Annotated in this window: 20 protein-coding genes; 7 read left to right on the forward strand and 13 right to left on the reverse strand. The window is 43.4% G+C overall.

Annotation, left to right across the window (positions count from 1 at the left end):
• Positions 1-339 precede the first annotated feature (339 nt).
• Positions 340-1,032, reverse strand: coding sequence for a tachylectin-related carbohydrate-binding protein (locus F6K53_RS31010; protein ID WP_293071248.1), 693 nt, complete (start codon positions 1,030-1,032; stop codon positions 340-342).
• 545 nt (positions 1,033-1,577) lie between these two features.
• Here F6K53_RS31010 and mutS point away from each other — a divergent pair.
• From mutS to F6K53_RS31030, 4 genes are all read left to right on the forward strand, one after another.
• Positions 1,578-4,739: a DNA mismatch repair protein MutS gene (mutS, locus tag F6K53_RS31015; protein ID WP_293071250.1), complete on the forward strand. Its 3,162-nt coding sequence runs from the start codon at positions 1,578-1,580 to the stop codon at positions 4,737-4,739.
• Positions 4,740-5,087: 348 nt separating this feature from the next.
• On the forward strand, positions 5,088-5,357 hold the full coding sequence (locus tag F6K53_RS31020; RefSeq protein ID WP_293071252.1) for a hypothetical protein: 270 nt from the start codon (positions 5,088-5,090) through the stop codon (positions 5,355-5,357).
• A gap of 130 nt (positions 5,358-5,487) precedes the next feature.
• The gene (locus tag F6K53_RS31025) at positions 5,488-5,727 is read left to right on the forward strand and encodes a hypothetical protein (RefSeq protein ID WP_293071254.1); all 240 of its coding nucleotides are present in this window, start codon (positions 5,488-5,490) and stop codon (positions 5,725-5,727) included.
• A gap of 332 nt (positions 5,728-6,059) precedes the next feature.
• Positions 6,060-7,217, forward strand: a complete 1,158-nt coding sequence (locus F6K53_RS31030) for a hypothetical protein (RefSeq protein ID WP_293071256.1) — start codon at positions 6,060-6,062, stop codon at positions 7,215-7,217.
• 7 nt (positions 7,218-7,224) lie between these two features.
• Here F6K53_RS31030 and F6K53_RS31035 read toward each other — a convergent pair whose 3' ends face one another.
• On the reverse strand, positions 7,225-7,404 hold the full coding sequence (locus F6K53_RS31035) for a hypothetical protein (protein WP_293071258.1): 180 nt from the start codon (positions 7,402-7,404) through the stop codon (positions 7,225-7,227).
• A gap of 210 nt (positions 7,405-7,614) precedes the next feature.
• Complete coding sequence (locus F6K53_RS31040) at positions 7,615-7,932, reverse strand: DUF4359 domain-containing protein (protein WP_070395137.1); 318 nt, start codon at positions 7,930-7,932, stop codon at positions 7,615-7,617.
• A gap of 515 nt (positions 7,933-8,447) precedes the next feature.
• On the opposite strand from F6K53_RS31040, the gene F6K53_RS31045 reads away from it, so the two are divergent.
• Both F6K53_RS31045 and F6K53_RS31050 read left to right on the forward strand, forming a co-directional pair.
• A complete protein-coding gene (locus F6K53_RS31045) occupies positions 8,448-9,614 on the forward strand; it encodes an AAA-like domain-containing protein (RefSeq protein WP_293071260.1) in 1,167 nt (388 codons plus the stop codon).
• Between the two features lie 225 nt (positions 9,615-9,839).
• Positions 9,840-11,078 (forward strand): family 10 glycosylhydrolase, encoded by a 1,239-nt coding sequence (locus tag F6K53_RS31050; protein WP_364304001.1) that lies wholly within the window; start codon positions 9,840-9,842, stop codon positions 11,076-11,078.
• Positions 11,079-11,660: 582 nt separating this feature from the next.
• On the opposite strand, the gene cobN is transcribed toward F6K53_RS31050, so the two are convergent.
• From cobN to F6K53_RS31100, 10 genes are all read right to left on the reverse strand, one after another.
• Positions 11,661-15,701: a cobaltochelatase subunit CobN gene (cobN, locus tag F6K53_RS31055; protein WP_293071262.1), complete on the reverse strand. Its 4,041-nt coding sequence runs from the start codon at positions 15,699-15,701 to the stop codon at positions 11,661-11,663.
• Between the two features lie 208 nt (positions 15,702-15,909).
• Complete coding sequence (gene dcm, locus F6K53_RS31060; RefSeq protein ID WP_293071264.1) at positions 15,910-17,034, reverse strand: DNA (cytosine-5-)-methyltransferase; 1,125 nt, start codon at positions 17,032-17,034, stop codon at positions 15,910-15,912.
• A gap of 1 nt (position 17,035) precedes the next feature.
• Positions 17,036-17,779, reverse strand: coding sequence for a hypothetical protein (locus F6K53_RS31065; RefSeq protein ID WP_075903306.1), 744 nt, complete (start codon positions 17,777-17,779; stop codon positions 17,036-17,038).
• A gap of 202 nt (positions 17,780-17,981) precedes the next feature.
• On the reverse strand, positions 17,982-18,185 hold the full coding sequence (locus tag F6K53_RS31070; RefSeq protein ID WP_293021812.1) for an SDR family NAD(P)-dependent oxidoreductase: 204 nt from the start codon (positions 18,183-18,185) through the stop codon (positions 17,982-17,984).
• A gap of 44 nt (positions 18,186-18,229) precedes the next feature.
• Positions 18,230-18,478, reverse strand: a complete 249-nt coding sequence (locus F6K53_RS31075; RefSeq protein ID WP_293021814.1) for a type II toxin-antitoxin system MqsA family antitoxin — start codon at positions 18,476-18,478, stop codon at positions 18,230-18,232.
• Entirely contained in the window at positions 18,468-18,749 is a 282-nt protein-coding gene (locus tag F6K53_RS31080; protein ID WP_293021816.1) for a DUF4258 domain-containing protein, read from the reverse strand. Before F6K53_RS31080 ends, F6K53_RS31075 begins: the two co-directional genes overlap by 11 nt.
• Positions 18,750-18,847: 98 nt before the next feature.
• On the reverse strand, positions 18,848-19,123 hold the full coding sequence (locus F6K53_RS31085; protein ID WP_293071267.1) for a hypothetical protein: 276 nt from the start codon (positions 19,121-19,123) through the stop codon (positions 18,848-18,850).
• Positions 19,124-19,203: 80 nt separating this feature from the next.
• Positions 19,204-19,416 carry a type II toxin-antitoxin system HicA family toxin gene (locus tag F6K53_RS31090; protein WP_293021820.1) on the reverse strand — a complete coding sequence of 71 codons (213 nt, stop codon included), beginning with the start codon at positions 19,414-19,416 and terminating at the stop codon, positions 19,204-19,206.
• A complete protein-coding gene (locus F6K53_RS31095) occupies positions 19,413-19,613 on the reverse strand; it encodes a type II toxin-antitoxin system HicB family antitoxin (RefSeq protein WP_293021822.1) in 201 nt (66 codons plus the stop codon). Before F6K53_RS31095 ends, F6K53_RS31090 begins: the two co-directional genes overlap by 4 nt.
• 504 nt (positions 19,614-20,117) lie before the next feature.
• Entirely contained in the window at positions 20,118-20,627 is a 510-nt protein-coding gene (locus F6K53_RS31100; protein ID WP_293071269.1) for a hypothetical protein, read from the reverse strand.
• A gap of 210 nt (positions 20,628-20,837) precedes the next feature.
• Between F6K53_RS31100 and F6K53_RS31105 the strand changes: the two genes are divergently transcribed.
• The gene (locus F6K53_RS31105) at positions 20,838-23,537 is read left to right on the forward strand and encodes an ATP-dependent helicase (RefSeq protein ID WP_293071271.1); all 2,700 of its coding nucleotides are present in this window, start codon (positions 20,838-20,840) and stop codon (positions 23,535-23,537) included.
• Positions 23,538-23,872: the final 335 nt, after the last annotated feature.

Here is a 23,872-nt window from a genome sequence, read left to right on the forward strand (position 1 = left end):
AAATTAGGCTCGATACTTGGTTATGCATGAACGGGTATTTGGCTTAAATATTGCCTTTCAGGATAGCTAATTTTAAGGCGTGTCGTAGAACTAAGAATCCCCGTCCTTCAAGGGCGGGGAGTGTCAATAGAGTAGAATTTATTAGTCCAGCGGCATTCGCATCTTATTTTTGTACATGCTGGCGGGGTGAGGATTTCAGCGATCGAGTCCTACCCATGAATCAATTGATGAAATCCTTACTGGATCAGGGTTTTGCAATTTAGATGCGAATGCCGCTGGTTCCTTTTGTCAAGCGTGTGATTGAGATGCTCTTACCCTGAGCTATAAACCTGGCTGACCCTAGAAGATATTCTGGTATTGGTTCCAACCGTCTGAAATAACCGTCTCCGCACCCCGATTCTGAAAGTTATTAGGATCCGGTAGACCACTATAGCTATAGTAGGACAGTTGACCATTGGGTTTTAGAGCAAACAGAACTCCAGAACCTCCAGAAAAAACTTTACTATATTCGTTCCAACCGTCTGAAATAACCTTCTCTGCACCCCGATTACGAAAGTTGTTAGGATCCGGTAGACCACTATAGCTATAGTAGGACAGTTGACCATTGGGTTTTAGAGCAAACAGAACTCCAGAACCTCCAGAAAAAACTTTACTATATTCGTTCCAACCGTCTGAAATAACCTTCTCTGCACCCCGATTACGAAAGTTGTTAGGATCCGGTAGACCACTATAGCTATAGTAGGACAGTTGACCGTTGGGCTTTAGAGCAAACAGAACTCCAGAACCTCCAGAAAAAACTTTACTATATTCGTTCCAACCGTTTGAAATAACCTTCTCCGCACCCCGATTACGAAAGTTGTTAGGATCCGGTAGACCACTATAGCTATAGTAGGACAGTTGACCATTGGGCTTCAAGGCATAAAGAATCTGAACACCAGACTGACCTTGAGTCAAAACAGGGGTCAAGGTTGTTAGCCCGGTCATGGTAGCGAGTACAACCAAAAACCTTCGACGTCTGATGACACTTTTCATTTGTATAACACCTTTTAATTTGTATAAGTGTGATTCGATTCCCTCCCAACCTCTTAATAAACAGAGAAGATTTTAAATAAACACAATACTGTCATCAACAGCTCTTTAATTTCTTCCAACTTATAGGGGCATCAGCAAGGGAATTGCTTAGTATTAAACATACACATAATTAATTTAGAATAATTTAGTTCTAATAATTTAGAATAATTTAGAATAATTTAGAATAATTTAGAATAATTTAGACATTCTGGCTAGGCTATACAATGCCAGGGTAAGCGCATCTTGTCAACAAACTGGGGGTAGTTCTCAATAAACCCGGTATTATTGTGCTTATTGACAAGATATTTTCTACATATAGTGTTCAGGGAAATAAATAAACACTATATGTATGAATCAATCCATTAGATGTGTTTACTCTACTCCCTAGTATTTAAAAAAAACTATTGCGATAGAGTAATGTAAGCCCAGTGGAAATGAATCTAACAAACCGAGGGTGACTTGGATTAACCTCTTACTATAGAGTATTGGTATTTCTAGCTTAGTAAATGAGCAGATCCCCTCAAGCATCTACTCCCGAATCCAACGATAACCTTCCGAAAAGGGCAACTGAAGCAGCAAGGAAAGTTGCGCCTGAGAATACTGACCATCGGACAGTGGACCGCAGTAAGCTGACACCGATGATGCAGCATTTTGCTGAAGTAAAAGACCAGTATTCCCATGCTGTGCTGCTCTACCGAGTTGGGGACTTCTATGAAACCTTCTTTCAGGATGCCAGGATAATTGCTGAAGCCCTGGAACTGGTCTTAACCAGCAAAGAAGCAGGTAAGGGAGTGGGACGGGTGCCAATGACGGGGGTTCCTCACCATGCTTTGGACCGCTACAGCACCATGCTAGTGGAAAAAGGCTATGCGATCGCAATATGTGACCAAGTGGAAGATGCCTCAGTGGCAGCCAAAGAAGGACGTCAGGTGCGCCGGGAAGTCACCCGTGTCCTTACCCCCGGTACCTTGATGGAAGAGGAGATGCTCCATGCTCGTCGTAACAATTTCCTGGCAGCAGTAGTGATTGCTAAGAATCATTGGGGTTTAGCCTATGCAGATATTTCCACTGGGGAATTTCTGACTACTCAAGACCGAGAGTTAGACCTGCTGGTTCAGGAATTGATGCGCTTGCAGCCCTCTGAGGTATTAATTCCCACCAATGCTCCCGATTTGGGGAGTATGCTACGACCTGGTCAGACTTCTGAGAGTTTACCGGATTGTTTACCAAATTCATTTTGTTATGCACTCCGTCCCCAACGACACTTTACCTTGGCCGAAGCCCGACAGCGACTGTTGGAACAGTTCAGAGTGCGATCGCTTGAAGGGTTAGGGTGTGAACATCTGCCCCTTGGTGTCCGTGCTGCTGGTGGGTTGTTGGAATATCTCAAAGATACCCAAAAAGAAAATTATGTAGCGTTACAGATATTACGTACCTATACCATTGCTGATTATTTAATTCTCGACCACCAGACTCGTCGCAATCTGGAAATTACTGCTACTGTCCGAGATAACACCTTTAATGGTTCCCTGCTTTGGGCTCTAGATCGAACCAGTACAGCCATGGGAGGTAGAGCATTGCGGCGCTGGCTACTGCAACCATTACTAGAGATTAAGGGAATCCGGGCACGACATGATACGATCGCGGAATTGGTGGAAAATACTGGACTGCGCCAGGACTTACAGCAGCTGCTTCGGAAAATTTATGACTTGGAGCGGTTGACAGGTAAAGCAAGTTCTGGTAGAGCTAATGCCAGAAATTTAGTCGCCTTAGGGGATTCTCTGTTGAGGTTACCGGAATTAGCTGACCTAGCGGCTTATGGCTCTTCTCCCTATCTGAAAGTGATGCAGAATGTACCGCCACAATTGGAAGAGTTAGGGCACACAATCCAGGAGCATCTGGTAGAGTCACCACCGTTGCATCTGACTGAGGGGAAATTAATTCGGCCTCAGGTCAACCAGCAGTTGGATGAAATGCGTGCTCAAGCCGAGGAGGATCAACAGTGGATTGCCAATTTGGAAGTGACGGAGCGGGAAAAGACAGATATTCCCAAGCTGAAGGTAGGGTTTAATAAGACTTTTGGATATTACATTAGTGTCCCTCGTGCTAAAACAGCTCAGGTACCAGATAACTATATTCGGAAGCAGACCTTGGTTAATGAAGAGCGCTACATAACCCCAGAGCTGAAGGAAAGGGAAGCACGGATTCTGACGGCCCGGGAGGATTTGAATCGTTTAGAGTATGAAATTTTTGTAGGTTTGCGCCATGAGGTAGCGCTGGAAGCTGACAGGATTCGGGGTGTGTCTCGGGCAGTAGCAGCATTGGATGTGTTGTGTGGATTAGCAGAGGTCGCTGTTTATCAGGGATATTGTCGTCCCGATATGGATCAAAGCCGGGAAATTCGGATTATAGATGGACGGCATCCAGTGGTAGAGCAGTCCTTGCCCAGTGGTTTGTTTGTCCCGAATTCCGCGTCTTTAGGTCAAAACAAGTTGAAGGTTGACGGGGAGTTGAAGGTTGACGGGAAGTTGAATGTTGGAAGGTTGAAGGTTGATGGGGAGTTGAAGGTTGACGGGGAGTTGAAGGTTGAAGGTTATTCTGAGTTGAACGTTGAAGAGGAGTTGAAGGTTGAAGAGGAGTTGAAGGTTGGAAGGTTGAAGGTTGAAGGTTCTTCCGAGTTGAACGTTGAAAATTATAACCAGCAACCTTCTAACGAGCAACCCGATAACGAACAACCTTCTAACCTTGGCCAAAAGGCCACGCTACGCGAACAACCTTCTAACCAACAACCTGCAACCGACACTAACCTTGGCCAAAAGGCCACGCTACGCGAACAACCTTCTAACCTTGGCCAAAAGGCCACGCTACGCGAACAACCTTCAACCAACACTAACCTTCAACCTGCTAACCTTCAACCTGCTAACCTTCAACCTTCTAACCTTAAACCTGCCACCGAAACGGATAATCCTGATTTGATTATTTTGACCGGACCTAACGCCAGTGGGAAGAGTTGTTATTTGCGTCAGATAGGATTGATTCAGTTGATGGCACAGGTGGGAAGTTTTGTGCCAGCATCGGAAGCAAGTTTGGGGATATGCGATCGCATTTTTACCAGAGTTGGTGCGGTGGATGATTTAGCAACAGGCCAGTCTACGTTTATGGTGGAAATGAACGAGACAGCGAATATTCTCAATCATGCTACGGATAAGTCTTTAGTGTTGTTGGATGAGATTGGTCGAGGGACAGCAACCTTTGATGGTCTTTCCATCGCTTGGGCGGTGGGGGAGTATCTGGCCATGGAAATTAAGGCACGGACGATTTTTGCCACCCATTATCATGAGTTGAATGAGTTAGCCTCGATTTTGCCCAATGTCGCTAATTATCAAGTGACGGTAAAAGAGTTAGCGAATGAAATAATCTTTTTGCATCAGGTACAGCCAGGAGGAGCTAACCGTTCTTATGGCATTGAGGCAGGACGTTTAGCGGGTTTACCAACCTCAGTGATTAAGCGGGCGAAGCAGGTGATGAAGCAAATTGAGAAGCACAGCAAAATTGCCCTGGGGTTGCGCAAGGGGATTGGCAAACAATTGTTAGCTAGGAAGACAACTGGCCAAAAGGTGAGCGACCAAGAGATGACCATTGAACAGTTGGATATTTTTGATGATTAAGCCACCATGGTTGTGAGCTGATCAACAACTACACAGTTAACACAGCTACACAGTTAACGCGGATGGGATGAGACCTAGAAGCCGCTAAGGGAAGGCATTTCCGCCCACTGCCCTTACGGAAAAAAGATCCGATTGCATAAATTTTTAAGCTAGCCCTGATTAGTATATAGACCTTAACTAATCAATTTGGGGAGCAGCTCCGTGACTAGATACTAGGCCACCTGTAACTTTTGATAGCGATAAACCTTTAGTTTCTAAAGGGTAGCATCGTCGATTATAGCGCCATGTGAGCTATAAGTTTTGTGGATTTGTATTTTTTTTTAAGTTGTTGGATGAGCGAGGCTAATCATGAAAGTTAAAGACGTCTATCAGGATGAACAAGGAAATTCGCCTATCGACTATGGAGTTGATAATCTGATGGGGCTAGCCATTAGGAATTATTTAGGACAGACACTGATCGGATTTATTATTTCGATTCCCATGAGTTTCTTGTTTTTTATGTTTTTACTTTCCGTTTTCGATGCCTTAATTGAATCAATACCGCAGGTAGATACCAGTATTCAACAGATAGTTCCTCAAGAAAATGGCTCTCCTAAAATGATTATAGTAAATGAGTAGTTTAAAGGAGCGATTACCCCTTAAATAGCCAGGGATTCAATCAAATAAAAATAAATTGTTTTAAATTGCGGAATTTTATCTATAAGCTTTGTCTTTATTTTTAGTATTTATTGGATGAGTAAGGAAACTTATGAAAGTTAAAGACGTCTATCAAGATGAACAAGGAAATTGGCATATCGACTATGGAGTTGAGCATCTGATGGGGCTAGCCTTTAGGGTTTATTTAGGACATATAATTATCGTATGTATTATTTCGATCCCCATGATTTGTTTGGGCTTAATTGGAGGGACAATAAGTGAATTAATAGAGAAAGAAGATAGCAGCACTCAACAGATAGCTCCTCAAGCAAATTACCATCTTATTCGCTAATTATTAGATAGGTCAGCAAGATGGTAAACCAATTTACTGAGTGGTGTTGATAATGCAGGGCTATTTCATTTTGATTGCGCCCGTGATCTGCCCTGCTAGTCTTGCACTGCTAAAGATTTGAGCAATTGTCGGAAACTTTGCCCTCAACTTGTATCATAAGCATGGCTTTTATGATATGGGTGAGGCTCAGCGTCTTGCTGGTTTTAGTCTTAACACACTCAAGCAAATGATCGAAATTGAAATTCAGATCTAATTGATACGATGAATTTAATTGCAAACTATAACAAGTGTTTTTTGACCTTTAAATCCCTTAACTAAATTAAGGTTGTCTTATGCTTAACTTAAATCGATTATGGAACAAAATGGTTCCTAAAATAACATCAACTAGCAAATTTTTGTTGCTCATGGCTTTGAGCAGCAGTCTAGTTTTAACGTTTTTTATAGCACCATCAATAGCACAGTTTACACCACTAACACAATTGCCCGTTGAAGAGGGTTCGGAAACACAACCTGCACCGGAAATAGAAATTGAAGAGGATTCGGAAACAAAATCTGCACCGGAAATAGAAATTGAAGAGGATTCGGAAACAAAATCTGCACCGGAAATAGGAATTGAAGAGGGTTCGGAAACAGAACCTGCACCTGAAATAGAAATTGAAGAGGATTTGGAAACAGAACCTGGACCTGAAATAGGATGGGAGTTCTTAGGTAGCCGAGAACTCAATCAAGTAGAAATTCACGAAACTAAGTATAAAGGTGAGTGCCCAGGTTACAGCTGGTCCTCTCGGGAGGCTCGGTTTACTTCCAGTACTACTCCCCCAGCTCGTAAAAGACGTGTAATTGTTAGAAATATTACCAGAGGAGTAGCTAGTGACCCATATCCTTACACCGACAGAGAGTACTATGAGGGTAGATCTTCAGAAGGGACAGAGATGAGTTTTGGAAAAAGACATCATAGTAAATATTTTCATGTTTTAGACGGAGAGAATAAATTTGAGTACGAGATTAAAGAACGCGATCGTGTACTTGAGTCGGGAGTTTTCACTGCTGTAATTAAAAGAAATATTGATGTCAGACAAAGAGATTCGTCTCCTATTACGAAATCAGTTTGTATGAACTCAGAAGTTCCTATGTCTTTGTGTGCTGATATCAGGACTCTTACTGAGTACAAATGTGGGAGCGGCGTTATCCGAAGCTTTCTCAAGCCAAATACCCCTGAAGTTGGTACACTTATATCCAATCAGACTCCCTACTCGGTAAAGTATTGGATCAATGATAGGATACAAAAATTGTCATCAGGTAGCGATAGAATCTATACCAATAACTTTTTAAACATAAAGTTTCAATCTTGCTCTGTAGGAAAAGAGGATGGAAGCAATGCTAAAGAATGTACTAACCAAACCAGGAGTTTGGAACGTGGTAAAAGATATCGGTTTACAGCCTCTGAATTAGACTATGAATCCCTTGATATAGAAGGTTTTCCACGATAATAGTTTATTATAGGGCTGCAATTCTGATAGAATTAAGTACAGCGGTTTGCAATTTTTGAGGTACAAAGTTTTGGGTTTGTAGGGAGCAGGGAGCAGGGAGTAGGGAGCAGCGGATATGGGAACAGCGGATCTGGAAACAGGGAAAAAATGCTGTGTACCTTATAGTTATGAAAAACGCTGTAAGCATATGCTGATAACTGTTCGCGTAGCGTGCGCGTAGCGCATTAGCTGATATACCAATCCGTGTAGGAATTGTGATAATTTTTGTTCCCTTTTACCTACTCCCTACTCCCTACTCCCTACTCCCTGTTCCCTGTTCCCAGATCCGCTGTTCCCTTTGCTATAACTGAGAGCTGAGAGCTGAGAGCTGAGAGCTGAGAGCTGAATGCTTACATAATTAAAACACCAAAAATTTGCCCCCTAGCCCAACAGTGTGAAATTTTTTACCCCAGAAGTTGGTGGTATAGATACTGAAAAGAAAATAGTTTTGGTGACGAGTGTAGCTTTCGATTACTGGCTTAACTGCATCAGGTGGTAAAGGTTTACCGACAAAACAAGCTGCTTTTACCCCAAGAGGAAGGGATTTCTGCTGGCAGTAAGTATCATGTAAGTGCCATGCCGCATGATCAAGATAAGCGTCTTTAGTGGGATTGGTGAGTGCCATAATGCTGGACACTAAAGCTAAGAAAACTGTGCTATTGATGCGCTGATACATAATTTTATCTTAAACAATCGATTATTAGTAATCAGTAATTAGGACTTGGTAATTAGTAGTTGACCATTACCCATCACCCATTACCCGCTCAGCCATAGGATGATTAGTCAACCAGATTTGGCTTGGCTGGCTATCCTCGACTGATGGGAAGCCCAGTTAAATTCCTTGGTTAAATATTTTTTTCGTTATGTTGTGGGTCTATTCCGGAAAATTTAACCTATTGATTGCTATTGCTGCTAAATCTGCTATTTTACAAATGATTAACGGGACTTGATCTAATTCTCTTTTCCGAGAGCCGAAGTTATCCTTTCCCTAGCTGAAATCTGAACGCGCACGCGTGCGCGTAGCGCATAAGCTGACAATTCCACTACCTATGATATTTTCACACTTTATTCACAAGCTATGATTATATTTTTTATCTAGTAGCGTTATAGTAATTCGGTTATTTTTGTTTAAAACAAACTTAAATTATTTGCTGAATGTCTGTAACCTAAACCATAATTACTAACAATTTTATGATTGACAATTACCTTCTATACCAAGTCGGTGGTAGTCTAGCCAGTGATGCGCCTAGCTATGTAGAAAGACAAGGCGATGTCCAACTCTATAACGCCTTAAAAAGGGGTGATTTTTGTTATGTTATGGCTCCCCGACAAATGGGTAAGTCTTCTCTATCGGTGCGAATCAGACATCAACTACAACAAGAAGGTATAAGATGCAGCACTATTGATATGACGCGCATCGGTAGCGAAATAATTACCCCAAATCAGTGGTACAAAGCAGTGGTGGCTGAGTTAGTACGAGGTTTCAAGTTATTCGGTGACTTTAATTTCCAATCCTGGTGGCACCAGGAAGAGTATCTCTCACTGCTTCAGCAATTGAGTTATTTCCTGGAAGATATCCTGCTGGTCAAATTTCCTACTGAGCGAATTGTTATCTTCATTGATGAAATTGATACTATTATCAACTTACCTTTTCCCGTTGATGATTTTTTTGCCCTAATCCGATTCTGCTATAACCAAAGAGTAATTAATCCCAACTATAATCGCCTTGTCTTTGCTTTATTCGGGGTAGCTAAGCCAAGGGATTTGATGACTGGCAAAAAGCCGACACCGTTTAATATCGGGAAAGCCATAGAACTAAATGGCTTTGAATTCGATGAAGCATATCCCCTTGCCAAGGGATTAGAGGAAACAGGGGGTAATGCTAAAAGGATTCTCAAGGAGATACTGGCTTGGACAGGAGGACAACCTTTTCTAACCCAAAAACTATGTCAGTTGGTGGTAGACTCAGTAAGGGTCGGGTTGACTATTGCTCCTGGTAATGAGGAATCTTGGGTTAGCAAAATCGTACATAATCAAATTATTGATAATTGGGAATCCCAGGATCAACCCGAACATTTGCGGAGCATCTCGGCTCGCCTTTTGAGTAATAATTTGACTAATAAATATTATGCTGACAAATTGCTGGGACTTTATCAGCAGATTTTAGCTGGAGATGATGTACCGATGGATAACAGCCAAGAGTGCAAGGAATTGCTGCTATCGGGTTTGGTGGTTAATCAACAAGGATGGCTGAGGGTGAACAACCCTATATATAAAGCAATTTTTAATGCTGAATGGGTTAGCAAACAACTAGGGAATCTGCGTCCCTATGCTCAAAAGCTTGCCTCTTCCGGATAAAGTATGCTACACTACTAGTTTAAGCTGCTAAAACGCTAGCTATATCGTTTATCGCAGTTATGAGGTACGCTTCTCAACCTCAAAGTCCCCCTTATTAAGGGGGATTTAGGGTGATAATAGGTACCTTATGGGATATAGAATTGCTATATATCTCGATTTTCGGCTTCAGCCGCTTAAAATAACTTAAAATAATGTCCCAAACTCTTGCTAGGCAAGAATTTGACGATGTCGAATAAAAATAATGAAAACAGTGGATGTGGATGCGCAAATATTCCTATTTCTCTAATCTTACTGGTTTTAGGCGGTGGTTATTGGTGGTTGAACCATCAAGGAGGTTTCGCCATGATTAGCAAATTACCTCAAAACCTACCAATAGCTATTCCTAAAAATCTACCAATAACTATTCCTGGATTAAATTCGACACCAGCCGAACCACAACCTTCGGCTCCTACTCAGCCTTCTGTAACCACTGCACCTTCCTTACCAAATTCGCCAATTGTTAAACCTAATCATCAGCCAGCTTCATCAACACCTCAAACAGCTCAAAAACATCAAAAACCTCAAACAGCTCAAAAACTTCAAAAACCTCAAACACCAATTGTTAAACCTAATCATCAGCCAGCATCACCAACAACTCAAACTCCTTTGGATAAAAAAGCAATCAGAGGAATTTATATAAGTCGTTATAAGGTAACTAATAATGCTAGTGAAGAGAAGATTAGAAAACAAGTTCGTCATTATCATTCTCAAGGAATTAATACGATTATTCATGGTGTATGGGGTAATATTTGTCCTATGTACACTAGTGAAGTGATGCAAAAAACTTTCGGTTATAAAAGTTGTCCTAATCAGTTTCGCGACCGCTGGTTAACTTGGCTAATTGATGAAGCACACAAACACGGCATGGAAGTTCATGCTTACTTTGAAAAAGGTATCAAAATAGATAAAAATAGCCCGATTTTTGATTTAGCTATTGAACGCAAATGGGTGGTACCCGGTGTTGACCGCACCTATCCAGGAATCGAGCATTATATTCTTGATGTGGAAATTCCTGAAGTTGCTAATTTTTTTAGAGATATTTTAGTAGAATTTGTCCAAAAATATCCTAAAATTGATGCAGTCCAATGGGACGATTATCTGGGTTACCATGCCGAGTTGCCAGGTAAAGTAAATCGCACTAATAAGCTAACCGCTTTTTCACAAGAAATGATCGGTGCTATGAAACAAGCTAACCCAAAGGTTAGTTTTGATCTTTGTCATCATAATCCTTATTGGGCTAAAAAATATTTTGCTGCTGACTGGCCAAAATGGAATGTAGATCGAGTTTTTATTCAAGCTTATAATGATAAAAATTTTACCAAAGAAGTAGATTATGCCGAAACCTATGATGGAATTGCTATTACTGATAAACAATTCCATCGCTTGCCAGAAATAGTTGCTAACAACAAAATTAAGGCGATTTGAGTGTTTCCTGATCGGACAAATCCAGAAGAAGTAGCTTCTAAGTTAAAACAATTTTCTATTAAATAGACGTAAGCTCATATAGCGTTTATCATAGGTATGATGTACAGAATTTCGGGATTTTAGGGAACAGGGAACAGGGAACAGGGAACAGGCAAGAGAGAAGAAAGAAGAGGGAAGAGGGAATAGGGAATAGGGAATAGGGAATAGGGAATAGCGATGGGCTGCATCAAGAGGTGCGACCCGTGGCGAATTTAATTCTTAATAGGTCAAGCGCACCTAACAGGGAATCAACGTCAAAGAAGACTATACCTCATAACTGGCATAAACGCTATATAGCGATTTTTAATTAGGTGAGGTACAAATTTTTTTGTATTTTAGGGAGCAGGGAGCAGGGACTGAGGCCGTAGGCCAGGCTACGCGAAAGGAGCAATCAATTCATAAGAGGGAAGTCGGAAGTTGAAAGTCGGAAGTGGTAAAAAAATTTATGTACCTCATTAGAATAGAAATGCTATAGCAGTCGAAGTAAAGGTTAAAACATATTTCTGTTCCCTATTCCCAGATCCGCTGTTCCCTGTTCCCTAGCTATACAATGCCAAAATTTTCTCCTTCAATCACTGCTTCTGCTTGTAATGCGATCGCTCTCAATTTCTCTAAGGTCTCTGGTGCAACTGACTGCCACAATCCCCGCTGATTAGCTTCCAGTAACCGTTCTGCCATATCTCGCAATGCCCATGGATTCTTTTGTTGGACAAACTCTTGGACGTCTGGGTCAAATAAATACCCCTGAGCTACTCCTTGATACATATGGTCTGCGACACAATTAGCGGTAGCATCATAGGCAAACAAATAATCTACCGTTGCTGCCATTTCAAATGCTCCCTTGTAACCATGGCGCATCACTCCCTCAATCCACTTAGGATTCACCACACGAGAACGGTACACTCGGGCAATCTCTTCCTTTAGCTGTCGAACTTTGGGCTTTTCAGGGATAGAATTATCACCAAAGTAGGTTTGAGGATTTTTGCCAGTTAACCCCCGCACCGCTACGGTTAACCCCCCCTGAAACTGGTAATAATCATCTGAATCGAGTAAATCATGTTCCCGATTATCCTGATTGTGTAATACAACTTGCATTTGTTTGAGGCGCTGCTCAAAGGCTTCTGGGGCTCCCTTGGGGGAAGATGAGCTGTAGGCGTAACTACTCCAGTTAATGTAAGCGCGAGCTAAATCCTGCTCATCTTGCCAGTTTTGAGATTCAATCAAACCCTGTAACCCGGCACCATAGGCTCCTGGTTTTGAGCCAAAGATGCGGTAGTGCGATCGCATTTGGGCTTGGGACTGACTCAACCCTACCTGTAACCAATAGTCTGTTTCCTGTTTCACCTGGGCTGCGAGAGGATTGTCTGATGGTGATTCATCCAGGCTTGCCACAGCAACTACTGCATTGTGAAATAGGTCGATTAAATTGGGGAAACTATCTCTAAAGAAGCCAGAGATGCGCAGGGTCACATCCACTCGGGGACGTTGTAACACAGACACTGGCAATATTTCAAAGTCTACCACCCGCCGTGAGGACCCATCCCAAATCGGTCGCACTCCCAACAACGCTAGAGCTTCGGAAATATCATCTCCCCCAGTACGCATGGTAGATGTGCCCCATACGGAAATCCCTAGGGTTTTGGGATACTCACCATTTTCCTGGGTATAGCGCTCCACTAGCACCTCAGCTGCCTTTCTCCCCACATCCCACGCTGTTTCTGTAGGAATGGCACGGATATCAACAGAGTAAAAATTGCGACCTGTGGGCAGAACATCCGGTCGTCCTCTAGTCGGCGCACCAGATGGCCCACTCGGTACATATCTCCCCTCTAATCCCCGTAACAATTGGGTAAGTTCTTGATTAGTTTGTTGTAGTGCTGGTAAAAGGCGATCGCGTATCCAATCTAATTCTTGTTTTGTTGTTTTAGTAATCGGTAATCGATCATCAGTAATCGCTAATGGATAATTAGTGATGATTTGTTCTACTAATTTAGACGCTTCTTCTTCTAATACTTCAACCAAATCACCAACAGTATATTTACCACTATAGCATTCCTCTGTTCCCTGTTCCTTATTCTCTGTTCCCTGTTCCCTTTCTATACTGCTTTTTGCTATCTCCTTAACCACTGAAAACTCTTCCGTTAGGGGGTCAAAACCCCAACCTAAATCCTGAGCTAAAGCACGAGTTAAGCCGATGCGATTCTTTCCTGGATGACGAGCAATTGCTACTATTAAATCCTGCAATTGACGTCCTTGGGGACATTGACTAAAGACATGTAATCCATCTCGAATTTGAGCTTCTTTCAATTCACAAAGATAAGCATCAATTTGATTAGTAATTTCCGATTCTCCAGCTTCGATGTCGTCTACTTCAATCCCCAAATCTTCGTGCAAGTGCTCATCAAGGATAAGTCTAACAATGCGATCGCGAATAATTGGCAAGCGAGACAAATCCAAACTCTGCGCTTCATAATACTCATCAACCAATCCCTCCAACTGTTGCAGAGGACCATAAAGTTCAGCACGAGTCATGGGAGGGGTTAAATGATCAATAATCACCCCTTGAGCGCGACGCTTTGCTTGAGCACCCTCCCCCGGATCATTGACAATAAATGGATACAAATGAGGCATGGCTGCTAAGGCTACTTCTGGATAACAGCACTCTGACAAGGCCAAACTCTTACCCGGTAACCACTCCAAATTCCCATGCTTGCCCACATGAACAATTGCTTGGGCACCAAAACACTTCCGCAACCAATAATAAAATGCCAAATACCCATCAGTGGGTTCCAAATCGGGAGCATGATAATTCAAAGCTGGGTCAAGATCATAACCCCGAGACGGTTGAATCCCTACAAACACATTTCCCAACTGAATCCCTGAAATGGGAAATCCTGAAATCTCGGTTATCTCTCCCTTGCCATCGTTGCTGTCTTTACCGTTACAGCCGTTTTCAGATGGATTGACCTCACTACCTTTAGCTGCAAGCCCCCTAAATCCCCCAATTCTGGGGGACTTTAACTCAATTTCCCCCCAAAGTTGGGGGGCTAGGGGGGCGAAACTTGCTGTAACATCAAACTCTCCCCAACGCTCACGGATTCCCTTTTGAACCCCTATCGGTAACCCTTGAAAATAGTCCCAATACTCCTGCCAACTCAACTGTTGTCGTACCAAACGTAACTGCCATCCTTCCGGATCATTGGTAACCCCAGCGGTCAACCACTCAATCAACTCATCCCCAGTTTCCGGAATCCTGTCAACCCAATACCCAGCATCCCGTAACCCTTTTAAAATCTCTACACAACTGGCCGGGGTATCTAATCCTACGCCATTGGCCAGCCTGCCATCTCGATTGGGATAATTAGCTAAAATCAGAGCAACCCTTCTCTGATGCGGTAGGGTTTGCCGTAACTGTAGCCAATTCATGGCTAAATCTGCTACGAACTGAATGCGATCGCATACTGGTTCATAAACCACCACATCCGTTTCCAGAGCAGGATTCCACCGTTGCGCCGACTTAAAGGAAATCGCACGACTAATAATTCGCCCATCCACCTCTGGCAACGCCACATTCATGGCAGTATCCCTGGGCATCAATCCCTGAAACCCAGACTCCCACTGTTCCACCGTGCCACTACTTAAAATAACCTGCAACACAGGCACATCCAGCCGTTCCCACAACTCCAACTGATGTACCTCAGCATCCAACTTAGCCACCGAGAAACTAGTGGTATTCAGCAAGAGTGCGATCGCGTAGCGTGAGCAAAGCTCAATCGCACTACTAGAGCTATCGGGAGTTTGGAAATAGCCTAACAATTCCCTTTGTACCTCTAGATCCCGTAAAGAAGACACAAACACTGGCACCGGTTCCAAGCCCCGTTCTACCAAAGCCTGACATAACCCATCAATCGGTGCTGTATTTCCCGCTAAGTAATGGGCACGGTAGAACAGGATACCTACCTTCAACCTGTTAACCTTCAACCTGCTAACCTTCAACCTATTAACCTTCAACCTGTTAACCTTTATCCCCGATTGCCATGGATAAACCCCAACCCGAGGCACAGGTTTGGGTGGTGGTGGATTATTGGTTTGCTCCAGGCATACATCTACGACAAATTTCAGAGCATTAGTGAAATTCTCAACACCGCCTTCTGTAAAGTAGCGCCATAATTGATTCACTATCGGAATAGTTTCTGTGGAGTGACTAGTTAACGTCGGATCTGGTCGGTCATCTCCTGGTAAAACCAATAACCTAGCGCCAGTTTGTTCTACTGTTTCTTTCACCACTTCTAAGCCATAAGACCAGTAGGAGCGTCCCCCCAATAATCTGATAATGATAATCCGTGCTTTGGCCAAGATATCCTCAGCATAGGTATCAATGGTTAGTTGTTGCTGCAACTGCAACAGATTAGCGACTCGGATAGCTGGAAAATCTGGCGGAAGTTGGGATACCGATGCGGCTAGGGTTTGGATATCCGTGTCAGCAGCAGTCAGGAAAATAATCGGTGCTGGGGTTTGTTCGATGAAGATAACCCCTTCAGCTTCAGGGTTCCATCCTCCCGGAGTTGCGGCGATGCGATGCATAGTTTAGGGTGCGATTCGTTGATTCTAAATGAGTCTATTGGACTCAGGGAGAGATGGCAAGGCTCTAGGTGTTGTAACTCGTTAATAATCTCCAGGTTTTACCTGCCCATTGTCACCCTTTTAACATGGCTAGGGATGGTTGGGGTCTTGTTGGGTTTTGTCCTTCAAACCAACCTACGAATCGGCTTGAGCATACCAAATTATTGAGTTATAAATTCAATTCCAGTTGTAATACCGTATTATTAGTAAATAAATTCATTGGTTGGCCTAAACACTGTGCTTGGTAAACTGCTTGAAGAAAACAGGCAACTCGATAGGCAAATTGTACAGGAACAGCGTTGCCAATCTGCTGGTGGACATGACGTTTATTTCCTCCATGAAATACCCATGAGTCTGGGAAAGTTTGAAGTCGGGCATATTCACGATTAGTAAAGCTTCGCAGACGGCTTGCACTGATACGCCATAGCTTTAAGTTAATATTTTGATTCCTTACAAATTGCCCATTGACGCGATCTTTTTCCTTTCTTTCTGCCACCACATTTCCCTGAGCCCACCCCCAAATAGTTCCAGTATCAATAGCAGGAAATGGGGCATCCAAAGATCTTATTGGATGTCCGTCAGAACCAGTTCGAGAGAATCTACATGGTACAGGGGTCTCAGTAGGATCAAATGCCTTTCCAGTCTCCTCATGAACACGGCTTTTGAAGCCCCATTCAGGACAATGATTAGGAAGGGAAATGAATGGATTGGCAGCCAGATCAGCTAAATAGGCTGATGCTGGTGTATCTGGCTCTGGCGTGGGCCAGTGAAAAGCTGAGGGAAATCGGTCGAAGCTGGCAATAAAAATAAATCTTCTTCTCGTTTGAGGCACTCCAAAACCAGATACTCTGAATACATTATATTTTATGTAGTATCCAAGACTCTTGAAATGCTCTGAAATTACGTCAACAAAAGGCTTTCCACTTTTGGGTTCTTTCATTGTCCTGAGATTTAGAACATTCTCAATTACGATAAAGCGAGGCTTCTTGATCTTTGCCATTCGGACAACTTCTTGAAACAGAAAATTCCTCTCGTCATTTTCCTTTCGATTCCCTCCCAGTGAAAAGCCCTGACATGGAACGCCTGCTAAAATTACATCACTATCAGGTAAATCTCTTTCTGATAGTTCTCGAATATCAGCTTCTTCAACATCCCACTCAGGTCGATTATTACGGAGTGTTTTAACGCTCCATGTATCAATATCTGTGGAGTATAGATGTTTAAAACCAGCCATTTCAAAGCCGAGATCTAAGCCACCTGCACCAGAAAAAAGACTTGTGAATGAAAGTTCCATATCAACGAAGAGTGACTGTTGGTCCTAAAGATTTTGCTGCACGAAAAACTTCAAATGTGTGTTTCTTTCCTGCGTTTGGATTATCTATATAGGAAGGTGTAAGCGTATGTTCAATCATATCAAAGTAATAACCCCTGATCAGCCTTGGAGTCTCTATACGTGTGATAGTACCCGAGTGTTTTAAATCTATACCAAATTTAAAGCCAGTTGGAGCAATCAGAGTAACTTGGCGTTCTGTGCCATCCGTAAGGGCAAATGGTGTAGGTGCAACATACATTTTTCGGTCACGAATCATAATGTCTCCATAGCTACCGAAACCTTTAAGATTCTTATTTTTATGGATATAAGAATGGTCTGCATTTAAGAAATTGCCATGACACATGACAAGATCATAGACTGGATAGTTCTTTTCCTTGGTTTTTGCTGGGTATCGTCCAAACACATAGTAAATTGTCCTCCCATTATGCAGACCTGAAGGCACTTGACTATTGCAGTCATAGTTTGCTTCCCTGCCTGGAAATCCTAATCCTTTTATCTCGAAGCCAAGGGGGAAATCAACAAGCCTGAAGTCTGGATAAGCATTTCTTGAAGGTTCATCGAAGTTCAAGGAAAGCCTTTCAAGACGAACAGCAAACCAATTTTGAAAGCTAAACTCTTTGTCCGTGGAAGAAACGCGACTTATCAACTCGCTGGCATCGATTGCGCGAACGCATTCTAAGAAAACCTTTGCTATGATTTGATCCATAATGATTTGTCTAGCCCAATGTTGCGATCGCTCTCACCTTTAGGTAAACGCAACTGTAGTGCATTTGGTGCTTGACAATGGAAGCACATCCAAAAGACAAAGTCAATGTTAACAGTTCTGAAGACCATCTACTGATACTCAGCAAAGTCTAACGGTTAAGGTCAGCGGGGCGAGACCTTGCCATAAGTGTCTAGAATTTCATTCACCGCAGCCTGGATACTGGCCTCATCGGTGATGTCCAACGGAGTGGGTGAGCACCCAACTCTCTAAGGTCAGCCATTTTCTCAACACTACGTGCCGCCACTACTACGGTCAGACCATCCTTCAGCAGAGATTTGGCCATTTCTTTGCCCATACCCGATGATGCGCCGGTAATCAGTGCGACTTTGGATTTACCATCTGCCATGATATTGAAGTTCCCTGTGTTTAGTGGACTCGTTAATATTAAACTTAGAAACTAGCAACCTTCACAGATTTTGTTACTGCTACTGTCTTGCGATCGCGCTTAATACGGTCAATCTCTTTAAGAGTCAATGATGTTAAGTAACTCGTACCGCAACTAGGGCAGCTAACCATAGGTACATTTTCAATCACCAGTAGATCTTTTCCTTTCCCATAGGCTCGAGATCCATAGCGAGTTCTGGCTTCAGCAAAACCACAAACATCGCAAACAGTAAATTCTTCAATTTCAGAGTGCATAGACTGTGATGATTATAACCTTGCCAGATGAGCCTAGCTTAACAATTACTTCCACAGGATCGCCATCAGTTGAATATCCTTGAATCCGGTATTTGTACTCTGCGGTAGCTCTATCCTTCTGACGCTCGATAATTTCACCAGTGAGAATGGCCTGCTCAACATCCGCCAGCATCAGATTGTCGTCATCCATTTCTTCATCAGCATGGATCGTCATCACATACTGTTGTCGAAGAATTTTGTCCTGGATTTTTTCTAGGATAGCTGCAAACACTCTTACGGTTCTCAGAGTTACCCCTTAAAGGGTACATTTTAGGTTGAACTGATAATAGCAATAAACCGCTTCACAATTTTGGTTAACAAAGCCTTGCATCATACCAATTTCTTCAAGCTCCGAGAACCAAAACGATAAACTGCACGATGTCCGATCCGAATTACCCAAGGTTGGGCATCAGGGTATCGCTCATAGAGTTGATCAGTGGCCGCGATCGGAGTATCGGCAAGTTCAAAAGCTCCCGTTTCAATGTCGATCGCTACGATTTTTCCATAATTGCCTTCTTCAAGCAAAGGACGTACTTGAATCTCATAAATATAATTGCCTCGTTGGGCGAATTCTTCTTTGCTATAGCGGGGCTGCCGTTCCACCATTCCTTTGACCTCTTTTCAAGAAGATCAGCGTCTATGGTGATTATAGATCGGAACCTGCTAGACCAATAGTAAACACAACTTTACTTACCCAAGTCTTCTTCCCTGAGATTAGCATCCCTCATGAGCTTACTTAAAATTCCAGTCGGTAAATCTCGGTTGCCATGAACAGGGATAGAGAGAATAGCTTGAACACCCTTCTTGCTATAAATGTGATGACTACTATTGATTCGTTTGAGAACCCATCCTCGCTTCTCAACAATTTTGCAGAGAGCCTTGCCAGATATAGACTTCATAGGGATAGTTCAACTAACTGCTTATCAGGCTCAAACTCTTCCCTTTCGCTCGCCACCTCAATCCAACCCTGGACAGCTTCTTCAAGCATTTCTATAAGGTGTTCATAGCTTTCACCCCATGTATGACATCCAGGTAGTGCTGGAACTGAGCCACACCATACCCCATGCTCTTGCCAAATAACTACTTTAATCTTCATTGCTGATCCTGTGATCCACTAGAACTCTACACTTTGAGTATAGAGTCATCTTTCGGAATCTTGGGTTGGAGCGGTTAACGCCAGTGAACTATCCTAAGGCTTGTGACCAGTGAAAGTTGAAATAAGGCTGATACAGCTTAACGGCATCAGGCGTGGAACCGGCATCTTGACGGTTATCAATATTCCCAGGCAGGATGCCCACCCCACTCATATTCATTCCGCCCCTCAGCAATGCCAATATGATTGCCTCGTTGGGCGAATTCTTCTTTGCTATAGCGGGGCGGCCGTTCCACCATTCCTTTGACCTCTTTTCAAGATCAGCGTCTATAGTGATTATAGCTTGGAAGCTGGTAGACCTAATTTTGATAGTTATTCGCTGATCATCCCAAAGGATTTTTTCTAGTTTGCTTAGTCTTCAGGGAACTCCGAACCAAATACTTAAATCGCCTGTGCCCCATCCATGGGGCACAGGCGACAGGGGTCAGAAAAAACCCCTAAGAGCGATTACTCACCGATAGCGATCCAACCTATGGTTTCAGTTGTATGTGGACCATCTGAGAGGGCCTGCCTTGGACCACCCCGAACTAATTCGTTCATTCTGAACTTAAAGCTCTCCGTGGTTACATCTGCGATCCTGACACCAGGGGTATCTGCTCCATTAAAGGTTTGAACCATTGGAATCACGATCACATCTGAGCCTTCCGGAAATGGGGTTGGGAAGAACACTTCTGTGAATGTGCTTGTGTCACCATTTGTTGTTTCAGCTGGGCCTGAGGAATTCAGGTTAATCATCCCTGTTTGAATAGTCACTGCATAAGCTGGGGTAGCAATAAGTACCAGTGCAGCCATCAAGGACATGAAAAACATCGCAACTCGCTTCATAATCTCCTCCTTAAAATGAGAAAAGCGAAAGAAGTCTTTGAGAGTTTCCGTTCCTAAAATATCCTCAGCAGAACTAAAACTGCCAATGTAGTTTTGGCATGTTTTATGGATAAAAACGCATAATAAGCCCATTTTTGGCTCATTTTTGCGTAATTAGTGATCATTTTACGAATTTATGAAGAATGATTAAGCTACTCTAGGATCTGAGTTCCCTGTGAAAATCTGTCCCTACTCGCGAGGTCTAATGGTTGAATGACCAACCAGCTTAACCAAAAGCGATAGCGATTTGCAACCTGGGCTAATTACAATACCAAAAAATAGTCACTTGCAGCAAATCTCAACATGTCAGAGGATACAGATACCAAGTCAGGCTCACAGCAAACCCCCCTCGCCGCTTGGCGTGCCCAAGAACTACAACGACTCCGCAATAGTTTAAGACGGGGACAACAACCAATGGCCGACTGGCAAGGGGGAACCTTAGCAGTTTCTGCTGTCCCTGGTGCTGGGAAATCTACTGGCATGGCAAAAGCTGCAGCCATTGCGATCGCAAATTACCAACTCCATAGCAGATATCAATTGCTGGTAGTCACCTTCACTCGCTCTGCGGCTGCCAGTATTCGAGCTAAAATCCGCGATGACCTAAAAACCCTTAAGGTCCCACAAAATAGTTTTGTAGTCTATACCTTACATGGTTTAGCCCTCTACATTGCTAACCGTCATCCAGAATTATCGGGACTTAATCTAGACAGTAGTACTCTAGTAACTCCAAATCAAAGTCATCGCTTAATCCGTGCTTGTGTGGAACAGTGGATTGCTAATTATCCACGCCGGTATCTTACCTTGCTCGAAGGTCGAAGCTTTGATGGAGAAGAAACAGAACGGTTGCGCAGACAATCCGTATTGCGAACGGAAGTGTTACCTAACCTGGCCTACACTGTTATCCATGAAGCCAAAAGTTCTGGGTTATTACCAGCAGATTTGTGGCACCTCAGTGAACAGACAACCGATGAATATGGGATATTAGCGATCGCAGCAGGACTGTATCAACAGTATCAAACCATAGTGCGATCGCGTGAGTTTATCGACTACGATGACATGATTCTAGCCGCGCTGAGAGTCCTACAAAACGATGCCATCCGTCAGCTCTGGCAAAATCAATTTTTTGCCGTCTTTGAAGACGAAGCCCAAGATTCTACACCCTTACAATACCTACTCTTGCAAACCCTAGCCACATTCCCAGCTAGTTCCGAACCAAACCTTGAACCTTGGCCTATTGGCCACGCTACGCGAACAACCTCCCAACCTTCAACCTCCCAACCTTGGCCTATTGGCCACGCTACGCGAACAACCTCCCAACCTTCAACCTCCCAACCTTGGCCTATTGGCCACGCTACGCGAACAACCTCCCAACCTTCAACCTCCCAACCTTGGCCTATTGGCCACGCTACGCGAACAACCTCCCAACCTTGGCCTATTGGCCACGCTACGCGAACAACCTCCCAACCTTCAACCTCCCAACCAAACCAACCTTGGCCTATTGGCCACGCTACGCGAACAACCTCCCAACCTTTAACAAATCTGATCCGAGTTGGAGACCCCAATCAAGCCATTAACTCTACCTTTACCCCAGCTGACCCGATTTACTTCAATTGGTTTTGCCAAAAATGTCAGGGAATAGGACGTTTAGCCACAATGGATCAAGCGGGTCGCAGTAGCCAGGTTATCATCGATGCTGCTAACTTTATCGTAAATTGGGTCAATAGCACCTATGGCAGCAAAAACTCTACCGAAACAGTACCACAGCCAGACTCTATCCCCCAAACCGAACCAGCGACGGAGCTACCCTTTCGTCCTCAAACCATTCGTCGAGTCGATGCCAATGACCCTCAACCGGATGCCAACCCAAATCCAGAAGGGAGAGGTTTAGAACTCTACACTCCTAAGGACATCTACCACACAGTCGAGCTGATTGGAAAGCGAGTAGTGGAGCTATTTGCCAAAAACCAAAACCATAACGCTGCTGTGCTGGTGCGGGAGAATCGACAAGGGACTTTTGTGGTGGAACAACTGGAGTATCTCAAACGCCAGCATGAGATTGAGGTGTATGATGTCCAAAAACGCGATCGCGAATCCCACGTTCCCAGTCAAATCCTAACACTGCTGCAATTTCTCGACCGTCCCCATTCTCCGGATTACCTAAAAGCTGCCCTAGATGTCTTGGTAAAACGTCAGTTAATTCCCACCCAAGACCTCAATGCTTTATCGACCTATCCCGAACAATTCCTCTATCCTGGTCCATTGGACCCACCCCAGACAAAAGCAGTTATCAAAGCTCGCCGCTACTGCTGTGATTTACTACGTGCTCGTCTAGAACTGCCCAATTATCACCTAATTTCCTTCCTAGCTCAGACCTTAAACTATGACCAATCCGAGCTAGCCACAGCAGATAAATTAGCCGAACGGATAGCAAAACAGACCTTTGGCAACAGTTCTATCAGTGAAACTCTAACAGTACTTCAGGAAATCGTTAGCTCAGAACGTTTTGAACCTGTAGACCCAGACAATACAGAATCCCCTTATCTGCGTTCCCATCAACTGACTGTAATCACCATGCACAAAGCCAAAGGATTAGACTGGGACTATGTTTTCTTGCCCTTTCTCCATGAAGACACCCTTCCAGGTAATCCGTGGGTACCTACTGCTGCTCAGTTTTTGGGAGAATTTACCCTAGCAGAAGTAGCCAGAGCTCAAATTCGTGCCTACCTTCACGGTAAACCCTTACCCATGGCACCCGAGGCTTGGGAACAAGCCGCACAGCTTAAGACTGCTGAAGAATTCCGCTTACTCTATGTAGCCATGACCCGAGCTAAACGATTGCTGTGGATGGCCGCCGCCGATTTGGGACCATTTCGGTGGAATACCTTTAGTGGTAAAGGAGATAACTTGCAGCAGAAGAAACCCTGTCCAGTATTGCCAGCATTGAAAGCTCAGTTTCCAAATTCTTTAATGGTTAATGATTACAGCGGTTGGCAATTCAATTAGGTACAAATTTATGGGTTTTTAGGGAGCAGGGAGCAGGGAGCAGGGAGTAGGAAAACAATCCTGTTTACCTGATAGTTATGCAAATATAATGGTTAATGGTTAATTGAAGAACAATGACAATTTTTAAATTAACCATTAACCCATTAATAAAACTAGATTTTATAAGCTTTTAATTCTATGATTTAGATAATTAATCTACAAGATATAGCAGAAGTCAGAAGTCAGAAGTCAGAAGTCAGAAGTCAGAAGTCAGAAGTCAGAAGTCAGAAGTCAGAAGTCAGAAGTCAGAAGTCAGAAGTCAGAAGTCAGAAGTCAGAAGTCAGAAGTCAGAAGTC

Source organism: Moorena sp. SIO4A1, from assembly GCF_010672065.1.
Lineage (GTDB): Bacteria > Cyanobacteriota > Cyanobacteriia > Cyanobacteriales > Coleofasciculaceae > Moorena.